The organism is Verminephrobacter aporrectodeae subsp. tuberculatae (genome assembly GCF_026127385.1).
Taxonomy (GTDB): domain Bacteria; phylum Pseudomonadota; class Gammaproteobacteria; order Burkholderiales; family Burkholderiaceae_C; genus Acidovorax; species Acidovorax aporrectodeae.
In genome coordinates this window covers 17980-35727 of sequence record NZ_QZCX01000001.1, presented here as the reverse complement: position 1 = coordinate 35727, position 17748 = coordinate 17980, and the positions used below count along the sequence as shown (strand labels likewise).

The window sequence follows — 17748 nt, the reverse complement described above, 5'->3', positions numbered from 1 at the left end:
TGACCTTTCCAGAAAGTCAGCGTGAGGATTTGCAATGCCCCATAGGTTGCAGAAATCCGGGTTCATATGCAAGTATTTTCAGGGTTCGGGGCAGCGCATCAGGGCAGAGGTTCGTTGGTGAGACGAATGCTCGTCAGGCCGTCCGAACTGGTGATCAGCCCCTCATTGTTGGGATAACCCATGACCCATTGAGCAGGGGCGCATACCTTGGTCCGAAGTCCACTGGGGGGCTGGTTGCCTGGATCAGAGGTTCGTTGGTAAGACGAATAAATCCTGGTCTCAGCAGTTTCTTCAACTCGGATCGCCGCGCAGAGAACAGCGCAAAATTGTCCGCCACGTCGAAAATATTTTCAGTGAGAGTCACCAAGTGCCCATCGCCCATTGCCTCGACGGCAAAGCCATTGGCGCGCAGCTTTTCTGCGTCGATTTCCTTGGTGTAGTCCCGGCCAAAGAAGGTTGCCCAGGCCAGGTTTGGAATGCCTCTGTCCTTCAGAATTGCAGCCGGCGGGCCCATGAGGAAGTCGTCTGTGGCAATAATCGCGTGCTCGTCTGCCCCAAATGCATCGTCCCTTGTTTCAACATCAGTGAACAAATGCAGAATCGCGAACTGCGGGTTGGCGAGTTCAACAAGGCGGTGGAACAGGCGGCGCCAGTCAATTTTTCTGTCGGCGTCAGCATCACCCTTGAGCCATCCGGGACGAAGCTCTCCGAACTGGTTCACCATGGTATGGATCATGTCATATCGATACTCCACCGCTTCGGACCGCGTCCACCCGCAATCCCATTTGACGGATACGCGACCACGCCCGGATTTATTCGCGTTTATGATGCCTTCCTTCGCCCAGTATTTCTCGCATGCAGCGACGCCACGAAACAGTTTCCAGATTTTTGCGTCGGAATCAAGGCGACTAGGCGCCAAGCGTGAATCGGTTTCATAAAATGCCTCCAGCACTTTTCTGCCAAACTCCCATTTTGTGGTGTCGATATCAGTAACGATGGAAATTTTAATATATGGCACCCTCATTGTAGATTTTGGCCTTTTCAAAATTTGAATCACTGCTCTGGTTGCCGGATTGATTTGGTGAACGATGCCCTGCACCTCATGAACTCTATCCCACAGCTCTTTTAATATGACCTTATTTAATGGAGTTATCAACAGGTAATATGGAGCTTTTGTACTGGCAGCGAGCTGCAGTTGTGCTTTGAACTTACTATCCAATGAGAGGATTGTCTCGCTACTTCCTCCGAGCATGCCAGCGGGCGGCTCCATATTGTCGGGATCGGGTGGGGTCGCATGCTTTGGTGTGGAGTTCTCCGGGAGTTCGGTTGCCAGGGGTTCGTTGGTGAGACGAATAAATCCTGGTCTCAGCAATTTCTTCAACTCGACTCGCCGCGCAGAGAACAGTGCAAAATTGTCCGCCACGTCGAAAATGTTTTCAGTGAGAGTCACCAAGTGTCCATCGCCAATTGCTTCGACGGCAAAGCCATTGGCGCGCAGCTTTTCTGCATCGATTTCCTTGGTGTAGTCCCGGCCAAAGAAGGTTGCCCAGGCCAAGTTTGGGATGCCTCTGTCCTCCAGGATTGCAGCCGGCGGGCCCATGAGGAAATCGTCTGTGGCAACAATCGCATGATGGTCTGTCCCAAATGCATCGTCTCTTGTTTCAATATCGGTGAACAAATGCAGAATGGCGAACTGCGGGTTGGCGAGTTCAATAAGGCTGTGGAACAGGCGGGGCCAGTTGATTTTTTTGTTGACGTCAAAATAACCACTGAGCCATCCGGGCTGAAGCTCTCCGAGCTGGTTTACCAGGGTATGGTTCATCGTACAACTATACTTCACCGCTTTGGATCGCTTCCAATCGCAATCCCATTTGGTAAATATGCGTTCATACCCAAATTCACTCGAACCTACATCTATGATGGCGTCCATTGCCCAGTACTTCTCGCACGCAGCGATGTCATGAAATGGTTTCTTGATTTTTGGATCGTTATCAAAGCCGCTAGGCACCAATTGTGGATCGGTTTCGCAAAATGTCTCCAGCACTTTTCTGCCGAACTCCCATTTTGTGGTGTCGATATCAGTAACAATGGAAATTCGAATATATGACTTTCTCATTTTTGAGGCCTTTTTGAAATCAGAGTATATATTCCAGTTTCTTTATCGAATTGGTAAACAGCGCCCTTTATCTTATGAATCGCATTCCACAGATTTTCTGATATGACCTTATTTGATGGACTCACCACCAAGGTATATGGAATTTTCTTTTTGTTAGCGGACAGAAGTTGCGCTCTGAACTGATCACTCATTGACAGGCTTACCGCGTGCTTTGTCTCAACAATGCCAAAGGTCTTCGCCATATGGTCGGGAATAGTGGTAACCCGTCTCCCATCGGGCAGGGTCACAGGCACTCCTTTGAAGTTCTCCGGGAATCCACTTGCTTGACTGGATGCGTCTTGAAACTCACGGCCAGCGATCCGATTTTGCTCAACCTGCGATCCGCCGCCAATGGGTTTTTTCCATTGGATGCCGTTGCCTGTGTCGCCACGCAACACAGTCTCCTGCTTGCCCGCGCTGTTAAGCGTGAAGTATTCACCGCCAGGCCGTTGAAAGACCGGGGTGACGCCATCTGCTGCAGTCCCGACGTGGGTCAACGGGCCCTTGTTTGGGCCAGTATAAGTGCCGTCCGAGTTGAATTTGTATCCATACTGCGTAGCGAGTGCGATGGTCTTGGCGTCAGTTGCCGCCGCATTGCCTGTGGCGATGACGGGGTCCTTGAACGTGACGGTGGTGTTGTCGGAGGGGGTACGCGTCGTTGGTGTCGATGTATTCGGTGTGCCTGCCGTGGGCAGCGGGTTGCCCTGCGCATCCGTGTGGGTCGTCTTTCCGTACCCGGAAATTTGTTGCCCGTAGTTTGGCGATTCCCCCTTGGCAGACGTTGCGGGCGCCGCCGCATTGCCTGTGACGGTGGTGTTGCCGGTGGTGTTCGTTGGTGCTGGGGTCGATGTATTCGGCGTGGCGCCTGCCGTGGAAAGCGGGCTGCCCTGCGCATCCGAGGTCGTCTTTCCGTATCCAGGAGTTCTCTGCCCGTAGCTTGGCGATTCAGCCGCGGCAGACATTGCGGCCCTGTTCGGCGCCTTGCCTCCAAATATCGGCCTGCCGGGCATCGCGCTCATTCCCCCGCCCAGTGCAGCGGCCAGTTCGTCGCCGTTCGTTGCCTTCTCCAGCACCAAGTTGCGTTTCAAATAATCGGGGTCTCCCGTTTTTGCGTACAGCAGCTGCAAGTTGTCCTTGCCGAGGGTGGCGATCTGCCGAATGTGGTTGTCGGCGGTTTTGATCTGCAAGGACAGATCGGTGCGTTTCCGCGCGTCTGTCGTGCCACTGAGCTCGGTTTGCCATGCGTCCTTTAGCGTGGCCAAACCCGCCATTGTTTTGCCGAGGTCGTCTTGAATCTGATGGGCCTGCTCGACGCTGATAGAAAACTGAGTGCGCTGCTGACCGAGGGCAAGCTGCTCGGTGCTGGTCGCAAACAGCTCGTCCCGAACGGCAGCGTTGCGACTCACGGACACTGCATCGAGTGCCTTGACCGCTTGGCAGGCATCCGCGCTGCCCCCGCGGCATTCCCTTTGTTTGCGGGCGCGTTCGCTGAGCTCCAAGTGGTTCAGGTAGTTGTTCTCAGTCGCCCCCTTGGCCGTTTGCCCGGACAGCGCAACGTCGGTGGCCGTGCCCCCCGTGGCCTTGCCGACCACCGTTCCCAGGGCAGCCGAGCTGGCCAGCATCAGCTGCCGGTGCTCCTCGCTGCCGCGCGGGATGCCGTTGGCTTCGAGGTAGCTGGCCATGGCGCCCACGGCCAATTCGTTGACTGCGCCGCTGACGAATCCGGCGCCGGCGTTGCCGCCTCCGACCAGGGCAAGGCCGGCTCCGAGCGCGCCGTGCAAGAGCACTTTCTGTGCGGAGCCCTCCACCCAGCCGTTCTTTTGCGCAATGTCGCCAATCGCTTGCGCGCCCATGCTGCCGATGATTCCCGCGGCCCGGATGTCGTCCTGCGCCTTTTGCTGGTTCTTCGCAATGTCCTGCGCTTGCACCAACGTCAGGTTGTTTTTCAGGCTCTGGTTGGCGGTGCTCGGGTCGCGCGCCGTCAGGGTGGCGAGCGCTTGCGCGCTGCTGCCGTCGGGGTCCTCGCCGGTGAACGTCACCTGGCCCGGGCTGATGACGCTCTGCGTCTGACTGCGTGCGCTGCCCGAGTCGGGCAGGCCGGCCTTGGCGGCGCTACTGCCCAGGATGTTGCTGGCCGCGTTGCCCGCAATGGTGGCGATGGCGCCGGCGCCGCCATAGCCCAGGCTGATGCTGTCCGCGTTCGCACGGGTGTCCTGCTTGTTGTCCAGGTCGGTAAAGCGCAGGCTTTCGGTTTGCAGGTGGTTCTTCCCGCTGGGCGCGGTGCTGGTGATGGCGCCGCCCCGGAGTTCCGTGGCGCCCTTGACCCGTATGTCGTAGCCGCCATCGCCCGCGGCGATGCCGCTCTGCCCGGTGGCGCTTTGGTAGTTGTGGTCTACGGTGGTCTTGCTCGCGCTGACGCTGCCCGTGACGGGCACGCCGTAGCACAGGGGCGGAACGCAGACGCTGACGTTGACACCGCTGCTGCTTTGCTGGCTCTGGTACTGGCTTTGGTCTTGCAGGGTCTCGATGAGCAGCTTGCCCTGGATGTCGGTGGTGACCCGATGGCCCGCGAGTTGCGCGCCTCTGATGTCGGTGTCGCCGCCGGATCGGACGTGCAGGTGGTTGCTCGCCAGTACCTGCGTGTTGTCGTAGGTGATCTCTGAGCCATTCGCCTGGCCGCGCGACTGGCCCGCGTTGAGCTGGAAGCTGATGCCGGTTTGCTCGCCGACCCCCAGGGTGACGCCCATGCCAAGGCCGCTGGACTTGTTCTTCGACTGCTGCTGCGTGCTATTCGTGGCCGCGCCGAGGTCGAGTTTTTTGGCGGCGTCGAGCGTGATGTCCTGGGCCTGCAGCTTGGCGCCCCGGGCTCTGAGGTCGCCTTCGCGGGACGTGATGTCCATGCGCGCGGCCTGCACGCTGCTTCCGCGGCTGGTGCTGTCGGATCGGCTGGCGTGTTCCTCGCTCTTGGTCACGCTGAGGGTGGCGCTCACTCCTATCCCGGCGCTGGTATCGGTCAGGGCGGCGGCGCCTTGCTGCTGCACGATGTTCGCGAGCTTGTACGCGTCGTAGCCGGCCTTGAGCGTCTGGGCGGCTTGCAGGCGGTTGCTGCTGGAGGTGTTGTCTGCGCCGGTGACCCGGTCGCCGATCATCGTCACGGCCGTGCCCAGGGCGCCGGCGAGCTGGCTGCCCGCCGTCACACTTCTGCTGCGGGAATCCATGGCGCTGTGGCTGGTGTCCTGCGTGGCTTGCAGGTCCACCGCATTGCCGGTGACGCTCACCCGGTCCTTGGCCAGCAGCACGGCGCCCTGGCCAATGACGTTGCCCTGGCCCGTGCCCTTGTACTGCGCGTCGGTGCCGGCCGTGAGCGTCAGATTGCCGCCGGTGGCCGAGAGCCCGCTGGTGTGCTCGCGCGTGCTGGTCCCGCGCCCGGCTTGGGACGCGCTGTTCTTGCCGAACATCGTGAAGCGCCCGCTGAGGCCCGTGGGGGCGAGCCCGATCACGGTGGCACTGCTCTGCGCCTGGGTTTGCGAGTTCTCCGTATCGGTCGCGGTGTACAGCAGGATGTTGCGCCCGGCGCGGACGGCGACGTCCTGGTCGGCGAGCACCGTGCTGGCGACGAACGTGGCGTCGCGGCCCGCCGTGATGGCCACGTTGGCGCCGCTGATGGTGCTGCCCACCTGGGTCGTCGATTGCAGCGCCTGGGTCTGTTTTTGGGCGGACTTGCCGACGCTGATCTGGCCCAGGTTCGCCGACAGGCCGCGCCTGTTTTGCTCGAACAAGCTGCTTGCACTGCTGCTCTCCTGCGCCGTCGTGACGTTCACGTCGCGCCCGGCGCTGATGTATGCGTCGCTGGTCGCGTTGATCTGGCTGGCTTGCAGCGTGACGTCATTGCCCGCGCGCAGCAGCACGGTATTGCCGGTGATGCTGCTGCCGGCGACGCGGGTGCTCTGGCTGCCTTCGGCGCGCTGCGTGGATTTGTTCGAGAACAGGCCGCTCCTGCGGTCGTAGCTCTCGCTCGCCTGGCCGTGCCCGGTCGTCGCGTTCTGGACCGTGACGTCGTTGTTTGCGATCAAACTCGCCTGGCCCGTGCCCGCAGCGATCGTCGCGCCCACCGCGGTGACGTTGCCCTGGCCATCCGCCTTGGCGCCGTTGGCAATCAGGGTCGCGTTGCGCCCGGCAGTGAAGGCGCCGCCGACGAGGGTCTCGTTGGTCTGGGCGATGCGGTGATAAGCATCCTTGCGCGCGTTCTGCTGATCGATGGTCAGGCTGTTCTTGGCCGCTTCGATGGAGATGTTGCGCGCCTGCACCGTCAGATCGGTCCCCGCGCTGGCGTTCGTGCCGCTGAAGTGCGCGTCGCCGGCCGCCGTGATGCTCAGGGCCTGGCCGGCATTGAGCGTCGTCAGCTGCTGCGTCGTCGCGGCGCTGTGGTACTGGCTCGATCGGCCCTGGGCGCCGCCCTGACCGAGAGGCACGTTCAGCGCATAGCCGGTTTGCAGCGCATGGCTCGTGATGGCGCCGCCGGCCGTGGCCACCAAGTCGCCGCTGGCCTGGACGCTCGCACCCCGCAGGTCGATGTTGTTGCGTGCGGCCAAGCGCACGCTATCGGCGCTCAGGGTGGCTACCCGGTCAACGTTGGTGTGCGTCCCCGTGCTGCTCCCGTTGGGCCCGGCGATCTCGCGCGCGCTGGTCTGCGTCGTCGTGCGCAAGATGACGTCGCGTGCGTTGAAGGCGATGTGGCTTGATGCGCCAAGGCCCTGCACCACGCCGCCGGCGTTGTCCAGCGTCTGCTGCGCGTCCACGCTGATTGCGTTGCCGGCCAGGGTCCCCGTATTCACGACGTTGCGGCCAGAGATCGTCAGCCTGCCGTCGCCCGCGAGCGCGTCGCCGGTGGCGAGGATGGTTCCGGTATTGCTCAGATCGCCCGGGCTGCGCACGCTGACGTTTGCGCCGGCGATCAACGCGCCGGTGGGCGTCAGATCCCCGGCCACCGGGCGCCGCAGATAGACCGTAGGAACCAGGGTCTGGACGGTGCTGCCATCGGGCAGATGGGTCTCGCGGGCTTGCAGCCACACGATGTCGGTGGTCAGCAGCGCCATTTGCTCGGCGGACAAGGCCACGCCCGGAGACAGCTGGTAGCGCTGCGCGAACATCACGCCCGCGTCCAGCAGGTCCTGGTACTCGTCTTCGGTACTTTGGTAGTTGGACAGGAAGCGGCGCCCCGTCAGGGCCATGATCTGATCGTCGATCAGGCGCTGCTCGGCAAAGCCGTCGCCGTACAACTTCAGATTGCGTTCGGGGTTGATGCTCAGCTGCGTGAGCATGTAGGCGCTGCTGATCCAGGTGCGGTAGTTGGTGAAGGCCGGGTCGGTCTCGACCAGCGCAGCGCGCGGCAAGTGGTTCAGCGTAAACAGCTGGTTGTCCGGCGCGCGCACGGCGCCGGTGGCCATGACGGTGGTGTAGCCAGCGGCCTTGATCTGAGCCGGGCCCGTGCGCCGGGCGCTGGTGGTGTCCACCGCCGCGGCCTGGATTGGCTGCACCTTGGCCGCGTCCGCGAAGCGCGTCAGCGACGTGGTGATTGCTGCCAGCTGGCCCGCGCGCAGGCCCGCGGCGAGGACGCTGCCGGGCAGGGCGGCCTGCGGCGCGGCGTCCAGGCTCGCCGTGAGGGAATTGGTGGTGGTGCTTCTCGGGCGGGTCCCGGCGTTCGCTGCCACCGCGGGGGTCTGCGCGTCCGGGCGCTGGCCTGTCTCGACGTTCACGGCAGCGCCGCGGGCGATCAGGGTGCCCGCCACGTCCGGGGCGCCGGGGGCCCGGGTCGTCGTGGTCGTCTGGACTTGCGGCGCAGCGCCTGCGTCTGCGCTGAGCGTGCCGCCGCGCGTCGCGTCCGTGACCGCGTCTGCGGGGTTTACACGGCGCGCGGCGCTGGCGCTTGCGCCCACGTCCGGCACGCTGGCCGTTGCCCCACCCACGGGCGTGCTCGTTCCCCCGCGGGTAGGGGTCTGGGGACTGCCGTGGCTCTGGAGTTGCACGATCGGCAGGTTGAAGCTTTGCGTCACGGACGCATCCGGGATGGGCTGGGGGGCGCTGACCTCCCGGCTGTGTTCGTTCCCGAATAAACCGGTCAAGCCGCCGTGGTGTTTGCGGCGGCTGAACACCATCGTGCCGATGCTGGTGGTCACGCGCGTTCCGGCGGACGCGCGGTTGTTCACGCCTGCGGCATCGACGGAGCCGCCGGCAATGATCACGCTGTCGCTGTTCGTGCCACCGTTCAGGCTGATGTTGCCGCCCGCGAGCACATAGCCCGGCTTGCTGGACTCGACGCTCGTTTCGTTGATGGTCCTGCCCGTGATACGGGTCTCGTACCAATTGGCCACGCTGCGGGTTTCGAGATTACTGTTGAATGCCTCGATGGACGCGTCCAGCTGCACCTGCTTGGCAGCGACTGCCCTGGCGCGAGCATCGACGCTCTCCCAATACGCACCGCAGGGGCCGTAAGTGGTGCGTTCGGTTCTTCCTTGTTCGCCCCCCGAGGTGCTGGTGCAGCCGCGGTCGAGGATCGACAAACCGGTCGGCAGGACGGGCTGCGCGAGCGTGCTCGGGGAAGCGATGCCAAAGCGCGTCCAGATCGGGTCGTCGTCGCTGTAGAGGAAGCTGGACGTGCAGGGGTCCAGGATGTTGCTGCATGTCTGCTGCCCGCCCGGGCGGATCCAGAGCGAGCCAAAGGTGTCAGCCGGGTAGGTTCTGCTGGGCAGCACGTACGTGCCGGCCTTGGAGGCAGTCCAGTCCAGTTCGGATGCGTTGTACCGGGTCGTGTCGTGCTCGGGGGTGATGTACAGCTCCGAGACCACCTCGCTGCGCATTTGTGTTCCCGTGCGCAGGTCCGCATTCGTATTGCTCAGGGTGCCGGTGATGGCCACGTTGCGCATGGCGTTGATCGTGGAGCCATGGTTGCGCGCGGCCCCGTTGATCTGGATGCTGCCCAGGGAGAAGAGCTGCGCGCCGTCGGTGTTGTGCAGCGCGCCGTGGAGCGTCACGTCCCCGCCGCGCGAGGCGATGACGGCGCCGCCGCCCGCACCGGCGCTGTTGTGGGTGGCGCCGGTGATGGCGATGCCGTCGCCGTAGATGCGGCCGGTGTTGTTCACCACAGCGGCGGTGATGCGCGTCAGGCCGTCCGTGCTATTGATCAGCCCCTGGTTGTTTACGTTGGCGCGCGCGCTGAGCGTGGTCGTGCGCGAGTCGATGGTGGCGCCGCTCTGGTTGTCTATGCTTTGCGCGCTCAGGCTCAGGTCGTCGCGCGTGCTCACGCGGCCCTGATTCGTGTAGCTGCCCGTGGTCGAGATGCTCAGCTTGCCGTTGCTGCTCACCGTGCCGGTGTTCACGTAGTCGCCTTGCAACTGCAAATCCATGGCGCCATTGCTGGCCAGCACGCCGTCGGTGCCAAGCCGCGCGACCTTCAGCGTCATGCGCTGCTGCGCGTCCACGCGGCCGGCGGTATTCGTCAGCACCGGCGTGTCCATGGTGACGCTGTCACCGGCAATCTGGCCCTGGGTGTTGTCCAGACTGCGGCTCGCCTGCACGGCCGTCTCGCGCAGACTGACGATGGCGCCGTGCGCGTTGTCTATGGTCGCGGCGCTGATGTCCGCGCTGCCCCCGGCGAGCAGGCCCGTGGTGTAGCTGCCGTTCTTGGTGTGGCTGTTGTCGATCGAGGTGGCGCTGACGCTCAGGTCTTGCGCGGCGTAAATCGTCCCGGAGTGGCTGTTGTCCACCGTGCCGGTGCGCACGTCCAGGTCCGCGCCACTCAGGATGCTGCCGCCCTGGTTGTTCAGCGTTCCCCGCGTGCTGACCGAGCTGTTGCCCTGGCCCAGCAGCGTGCCGCCCCGGTTGTCGATGCTGCTCGACTGGGTGACGTGCAGGCCGCCATTCGCGCCGACGTAGCCAGCCTGGTTGTCGATCACGCCGGCTGCGACGTGGATGGAACCCTGGCTGACGATGCCGCGCGTGCTGCCGCTGCGCGTGTTCTTCAGGGCGTGGCCCTGGGTGTCGATGCGGATGCCGCCTGCGCCCGACTCGATCACCCCGGCGTCGTTGTCCAGGTCCAGGGTGCTCATGGACACCGAGTGGCTGCCGGAGATGACGCCGGCGCTGTTGTGCACGGCACCGCCGACGTGGACGTTCTGTCCGGTGATCTGGCCGCTGGTGTTGAGCAAGCTGCCGCTGCCGGCCTGCGCCGTGGTGCGGGTCGCGCCGGAGATCGTTGCGGACCGGTTGTCGATGCCTTCGGCCGTGATGCTCGCGGCCCCGGTATTCGCGATCAGGCGCCCGCCCGCGTTGTTCACACTGCCGCTCAGCTGGGCCGTGAGGTTGCGCCCGGCGACGATGCTGCGGCCCGCGTTGTCCAGCGAGCCGCCGCTGATCGTGACGTCGGTGGCCGCGCTCACCGTGCCGCTGGCGTTCGCGATGCTGCCGCCGCTCAGGCTGAGCGCGCCCTGCGTGCTGTACGTCTGCCCGCCCGCGTTGTTCAGGATGCCGCTGCCCGCGCTGACCGTGGCTTGGCCATTGGCCGCGATCACGCCATCCTGGTTGTTCACGCCGGTGCCGCGCACGCTTGCGTCGCCCGTGGCCTGCAGGGTGGCGCCCTGGTTGTGCAACTCGCCGCTGCCCGCGTCCAGCGTCAGATTGCGCGCCGTGATGCGTCGGCCGGCCGTGCTCATGCCCTGGGAGCGCACCGTCAGGTCGCGCCCGAATTGGTATTCCTGCGCGGCGAAGTCGAAGTGCGCACCTTGCCCCAGGGTCAGGTCACGCCCGGCCAGGGCCTGCATGCCCGCCGTGGTCCCGGCGCCCGTGCCGGTAGCGGTCAGGTCCTGTCCGGCGCGCAGATGGGCGTTGCCGAGGTGCAGCGCGCCGTTGCTCGCCACCACGCTCACGTCGCCCAGGCTCGTGATGCGCGCGCGCGTCGCGTCAATGCGGGTGCCGGTGACGGCGACCGACTGGTTCGCCGAGGCCGTGGCGTCCGTCAGGACGAACGCCACGCCATTGAGCGCCACGGACTGCTCCGAGCGCCAATGGCTGCTCGCGGCGTCGAAGGCGCCCGTGCCCGCGTCGGCGCTGAGCGGGCCCGCTGCCTGCACGTCGGCCCGGTTGGCTTGCAGGCCCGTGGTGCGTGCGTCCAGCGCCGCGCCGGACCGGATGCTGGCGTCGTCGAGTTGCGCCGCGCCAGCGCGCAGGAGCATTCCCGCGCCGCTGCCGAAGGTCGAGCCGGTGGCCGTGAGCGCGCCGCCCTGGGTGTCCAGACTCAGGGCCGCACCGGCCACGGTGCTCGCGGCATGGCCCGTGTACGAGCTCACGGTGAGCGTTGCAGCGCCGGTCTGGGCGCTGATCCGGCCGCGGGTATTCGTGAGTGCAGCGCTGCGCAGGTCGAGCTGCTGCGCTGCCGTCAGCTGGCCGCTGGTGTTGTCCACCGCGCCTGCGGAGGCCAGGGTCAGATTTTTTCCGGCCTGTATCGTGCCGTTGTCGTTCGCCACCCCGCCGACGCCGGCCGTGGCGCTGGTGTCGCGGGTGCCGATGATGGCGCCGGACCGGTTGTCCAGCGCGTGCGCGGTGACGCTCGCGTCACGGCCCGCGGCGATGCGGCCCTGCGCGTTCGCTACGGCGCCCGTGGCGGCAATCCGCACGTCGTTGCCGCCCGAGATGTCGGAGCGGCTGTTGTCCACCGGGCCGGTGGCGGTGATGCGCAGGTCCGTGGCGGCGCTGATCACGCTGCCCGCGTCGCTGCCGTTGTCGCGGCTGTTGAGCAGCTCGCCCGTGCTCAGTTCCAGGCTGGACTGCGCGCTGCGGATCGTTCCGCGCCGGTTGTCGGTCCGGGTGGCGGCGTTGGCCTGCGCCGCGTTCAGCACCAGGGCGCCGTTGGCGGCGATCGTGCCGCCCGCGTTGTGCAGGCCCGTGGAGCGTACGTCGGCCGCGCCCACGGCCAGGATGCTGCCCGCCGCGTTCCGGATCTCGCCCGCGCCCGCATTCGCGGAAAGATCCGCAGCAGAAGCAATCGTTGCGCCGTCGTTCCTCAGGCCCTGGCTTTGCAGCCGGATGGCGGTCCCGGTCGTGGCGGCGGCGCTCAGGTTGCCTGCCGTGTTGTCCAGTACGCCGCTGCCGGCGTCGAGGTCGATGGTCTGGGCGCTGACGCTGGCGTGGTGCACGTCGATGCCCCGCGTGGCGCCGAGCGTGGCGCCGCCGCCCGCTGCGATGCGCGCCTGGCCTGCGCTCACGGCCCCGGTCGCCGCTGCGCTGAGGTTGCCCTGCGCGTCGATGCGCGCCTCAAGCGCTTGCAGCGCCCCGGTGCGCAGGGTCGTATGCGTGCCACTGCTCAGCGTGGCACGGTTCAGTGTCGTGCTGCCTGCGCTCAGCGTGAGGGCCTGCCCGCTGCGGATCGTGCCGCCCGTGCCGTCGGTCCCGGCGTTCGCGTGCGCTTGGGCCGCGTCGATCGTGAGTGCACCATTCGCCGCGATCGTGCCGTCCACGGTGCGCAGGCCGGTCGAGCGGACGGTGGCCGCGCCAACGGCCAGAATCTTTCCCGCCGCGTTGCTGAGGTTTTCTGCGCCGGCGTCGATGGCCAGGTCTGCGTTCGCCGTGATCGTCGCCGCGTCGTTCACCAGACCCTGGCCTTTCAGGGTCATGGCCGTCCCTGTGCTCGCGTGGGCGACCAAGTTGCCGGACGCATTGTTCAGGACGCCGCTGCCGGCGTCGAGATCGACGCGCTGCGCGCTGACGCTGCCGCCGTTGACGGCGATGCCCTGCGTCGCAGCGATGCCCGCGTTGCCGCCGGAGGCAATCCTTGCCCGGTCCGCGCTCACGGCGCCCCGCGCCGTCGCGCTGAAATGGCCTTGCGTGTCGATCTGCGCTTGGCTGGCTTGCAGCGCGTCCGTGCTCAGGGTCGTATGCGCGCCGCTGGTGAGGGTGGCGCCGTTCAGCGCGCTGGCACCCGCGGCGAGCGCGATGTCCTGGCCGGCCAGTAGCCGGGCCTTGTCCAGCGTTGCGGCGCCGCGGCCCACGTCGATTTGCAGCGCGCCGGTATTCGCCTGGAAGCTTGCGCTGTCCGCCGTCGCCTGCGTTCCCGTGAGCGCGACCTGGCCCTGCGCCAGCACGTTGGCCTGGTTCAGGCTGAGTGTGCCGGCGCTCAGGGTGACGTTGCCTTGCGTGCTGAGCAGCTTGCCCTGGTCGCCGCTGAACGCCTGGCCTTGGGTGTCGATGCTGAGCTGGCCTTCGGAAGCCAGCAGGCCACCGGTGTTGTTCATCGCGCCGCCGCTGAGGGCGAGCCCCGCGAGCGCGACGATGCGCCCGTCCTGGTTGTCCAGGTGCTGCAACCGTGCGCTCAGCGCGCCGCGGGCCTCGATGACCCCGGCCACGTTGGACAGGCTGCTCAGCGCGCCCGTGGGCGCGCTGATGCTCAGTGCGCTGCGCGTGCTGATGCGGCCCTGGTCGTTGCGCACCAGGCCATTGCCCACGGTGATGTCGAGTGCGCCGTTGGCGTCTACGGTGCCGCCCTGGTTATTCAGCGCTGCGCCCGCGAGGCTGGCCTGGCCGCCGGCAATGATCCGCCCGGCGGTGTTCGTGAGGGCGTCTTGCGCGCGGATGCGGACGTTGGCGCCGGCGTTCGTGAGCGCCCGGGACAGGTCCACGGCGCCGGTCGCAAGGACCTCGATGTCCTGGCCCGCGAGCAGGCCCCTGGTGGGGGGCGTTGCGTCCACCAGCGGGGTGCTGCCCGCCACGTTCACGTTGGCCGCATGCACGCGGATGGCGCCGCTGCGGCTTTGCAGCAGCAGGTCGGGCGCAGTCAGGTCCCCGGAGGCGGCGTCCAGCGTGGCGTTGTTTCCCGCGCCCATGGAGGCGCCGCGGGCGCCGATGCCGACGGCAGTCACCTGGACCGTGTCGCCGGCCAGGACGGTGGCTTGGTCCAGGGTGGCCGCGCCGGTGCGGGCGCTGAGTTCGGTCTTGCCGCCGGCCGAGGCCGTCGCGCCGACGGCCGTGATGCGCGCGCCGGAGAGCTTGAGATGCGCGTTGGTCTTGAGCGTTGCGGCGTCGGCGGACAGCGTGCCGCCTGCCTGAGCGCTCAGCGTCTGGAGCGCCGTCAGCTGCGCCGACCCCAGGCTGATTGCGCCGCCGGAGTTCAGGCTTACGCCCGCATCGCCCGTGATGCGGGCGTCGTCTGCCGCGATGCTGCCCGCGCTGAGCTGCACGTCACCGGCTTGCGCGCCTTGCGCGGCGAGGGTGGCGCTGCGCACGTTCAGTTCGCCCGACGCGTTCATGCTCAGGGTCTGGCCAGCCCGTATGCGCGCCGCGTCCGCGTCCACGTCGGCCGCGCCGGCCGTGAACCGGCCCTCGGTCTCCAGCGTGGCAGCGTCGGCAGTCAGGCGCCGGGTCACCAGGATGTCGAGCTGGCGTGTGCCGCTGATGCGGCCGCGCGTGGTATCGAGTGCCGTGGCCTGAACCTGGGCGGCGCCGCCCGCGCTGATCGTGCCGCTGGCGTTGCCCAAGGTGGCGGCGTGCAGCGTCGCGTTGCCGCCGGCGATGAGTTGGCCGGCCGCGTTGTCCAGGGTCTGGCCGGCGGTATTGATGTGCAAGTCCCGCCGGGTCTGGATGGTCCCGCCCTGGTTGTTCAGGGACATGCCCTGCAGGTTCAGCGCGCTGTCCGTGGACAGGGTGCCGTTGCGGTTGAGCAGCGCGCTGGTCTGCATCTGCAGGGCACCGGCGACCAGGATCTTGCCGCCGGTGTTGTCGATGGCCTGCGTCCCCGCGTTCAAGCCGGCGTCTGCCGCAGAGGACAGCGTGCCCCCTGCGTTGTGGATGCCGTTGGCGCTGATGCTCAGCGCCGTGCCGCTGGTGGCCGTGGCGCTGATTTGGCCGCCGGCATTGCTCAGCGCGCCGCGGCCCGCGTTCAGGGTGACGCTCTGGCTGTCCACCTTGGCGTTGTCGGTGGTGATTCCCTGGCCCTGGGCCGCGATCTTGCTGCCGGCAAGCAGGGCGCCGCCCGTGACGTCGAGCGCGCCCTGGCTGGTGGCAGTCAGCTGGCCCTGCGCCGACCAGTTGCCGCCCGTGATGCTGCTGCCCGCGATCTGCACGTCGCCGTTGCTCGCCAGGGTGGCGCCCACGGCCTGCACCCCGGCGCTGCGGATCACGAGATCGCCGCCGGCGTTGACTGCCGCAGTGCCCAGCTGGGCGTCGCCGCTGCTTGTCAGGTCCATGGCAGCGCCGCTGCCCAGCTTCGCGCCCCGGGCTTGCAACTCGGTCGCGGTGACGGTCATCCGGCCACCCGCAGTCAGCGTGCCCGCTGCGCTATCCACCGTGCCTGCATGCACCGTCAGGTCCGCGCCGGCAAGCACGGTGCCGGCTGCGTTCTTCAGCGCGGCGCTGCCACTGTCCAGGAGCACCGAGCCGCCGGCTTGCAAAAGACCTGCCGTGTTGTCGATGGCTCGGCCGGGCGTGCGCACCGAGAGGTTGCCGGCCGTGACGATCGTTCCCTGGCTGTTGTCCAGCATGGTGCCGCTGATGCTCAGGTCGCCCCGGGTATGCAGGGTGCCGCCGTTGTTCGTCAGTCCCCCCAGGTTCGTCAGCGTGCCCGTGGTGCCCGTGAGCATGCCTTCCTGGTTGTTCAGCAGGCCCCCGCGGGCGTCCAGGGTGAGGCCGCCGTTGGCGCGCAGTTCACCGGACTGGTTGTCGATGCCGGTGGCGCGGACCGTGAGGGCATCGGCTGCCGCAGAGCTGGCCTGGATTCTTCCCGCTTGGTTGTCCAGTCTTGCGGCGCCTGCGTCGATGGATATCTTGTCCGCGCTCAGCGTCGCGCCGGCCGTGCTGATGCCCCGGCCCTGGAGTTGCACCTGCTGCTCGGCCGTGAGCCGGCTGTCGTCGAGCCGGATTTCAGCGCCGGCCCGGATGCGGGCCGTCTGCTTCGCGCCCAGCGTCGACGCGCGCATATCGACGCGGCTGCCCTGGACGCTCAGCGCCGCATTGCTGCTGATGTCTGCCGCATGCGCCGTGACGGCGCCCGGACTGGTGATCTGAACGTCGCCCAGGGCCGCAATCCGTGCGTTCCCCAACGCGGTTTCGCTGCCGGACACGCGGGTCTTCCCGTTCGCGGACACCGTGGTGCCGCTGATGTCCAGAGGGCCCTGGGACTCCAGGGTCACGTCGCCGCCCGCGCTCACGCCGGTGTCGGTTGCGCGCAGGGTCTGCGCCTGCACCGTGACGTTCCCGTTGGCTTGCAGTCGCTGCCCGGTCAGTTGCAGGCTGGTGGCCACGAGCTGCAGGGAGCCGCCGGCCGAGAGCCGGCCCGCGGCGGCGCCGCGGTTCGTGACCGCAGCCGCCTGGATGCTCAGGTCACCGGGCGTATGCATCTGGCCACTGTTTTCCAGGCCCCCGGGCAGCACGAGCGCAAGGCTGCGCCCCGGCGCGGTCTGGGCGATGCTGCCGCTGTTGTCGATGCCCGGCGTGTCCAGTTCCAGGGTCTTGGCCTGCAGGGCACCGCTGTTCACCAGCTGCCCGGGAGCCACGATCGCCACATTGCCAGTGGCCAGGGTCTGGCCGGTCAGCGTGGTCCTGCCGGTGGACACGAGCCGCGTGTTGCCCGCGGAGTAGCTGTCCTTCAGAGTCAGGTCGCCGTTGACCGAGAGCAGCATGTTGCCCGCCGTGGTCGCCGAGCGCCCGACGCTGTTCACGCCCAAACCCTTTTCCGTGGCGATCAAATAGAGCTGCCCGGCGTACATGCCGCCCAGGGCCTTGATGTCCACGGCAAAGCGCGGCGCCGTGCCCGTGCCCTCGTGCGCGCTGGACTCCGGCAAGGCGCCGGGCGCGCCGTACAGCACGCGGTTGGCGCCGATCACGGACTGCAGGTTGTGCGCGTTGATCTGGCCTTCGACGACCAGGCCGCGCGCGTAGAGCTCCAACTGCTGCTGTTCGGTGGCGCTCAGGCCACCCGGGCCCACGTGGATCAGGCCCTGGCGAACGTCCAGGCCGGTGATGGCGTTGTCCGCGCCGAATTGCGGCCTGCCGGTGCTGAGCGTCGCGCGGTCGGTGTTCAGGAAGCCGCAGCCATCGCAGCTGATCCCGTTCGGATTGGCGATCACGACGTCGGCTCTCTGGCCGCCGACCTCGACGCTGCCCCCGAGCCGGCTGGTGTTCGGGCCAGCGACTTCGTTCAGGATGATGCGCGCCGGGGTCAGGCCCAGTTGCAGGTTGCCGGTGATCCAGCCGCCGATCCGGGTTTGTACGGTCCCGGTGCTGTTGTTCAGGATCAGGCCCTGGGGGCCGACATTGAACTGCTCGTATTGGTTGCGGCTGACGCCGGACTTGCTCGGCGGGGCGATCAGAACGATGGGGGTTCCGTTGGCGGCCGCGTCGATCAGGGGTTTTTGCCCCGAGGGCGCGCCCGGCGTGGCCCGCAGCTGCGCGTAGGCGGGGGGCATGGCCAGCAGGGTCTGGGCCAGGAACAGGGCGCTGAACACCCGCGCTGTGCGGCGCAGCCAGGGCCGTGGCGCGGGCGTGCACCCGGCAGAAGAGCCGTTCAGATGCGGTTCGGTATGGCGATTCACAGTCGTTGTTCTTGGCATGGC

General features: G+C 66.6%; 2 protein-coding genes. Both read right to left on the bottom strand.

The genetic code is table 11. From position 1 onward, the window contains the following. Positions 1 to 154 precede the first annotated feature (154 nt). Positions 155 to 2116, bottom strand: a complete 1962-nt coding sequence (locus D5041_RS00080) for a hypothetical protein (RefSeq protein ID WP_265283541.1) — start codon at positions 2114 to 2116, stop codon at positions 155 to 157. Beyond that, positions 2113 to 17745, bottom strand: a complete 15633-nt coding sequence (locus tag D5041_RS00075) for a hemagglutinin repeat-containing protein (protein ID WP_265283540.1) — start codon at positions 17743 to 17745, stop codon at positions 2113 to 2115. Before D5041_RS00075 ends, D5041_RS00080 begins: the two co-directional genes overlap by 4 nt. Between the last annotated feature and the right edge of the window lie 3 nt (positions 17746 to 17748).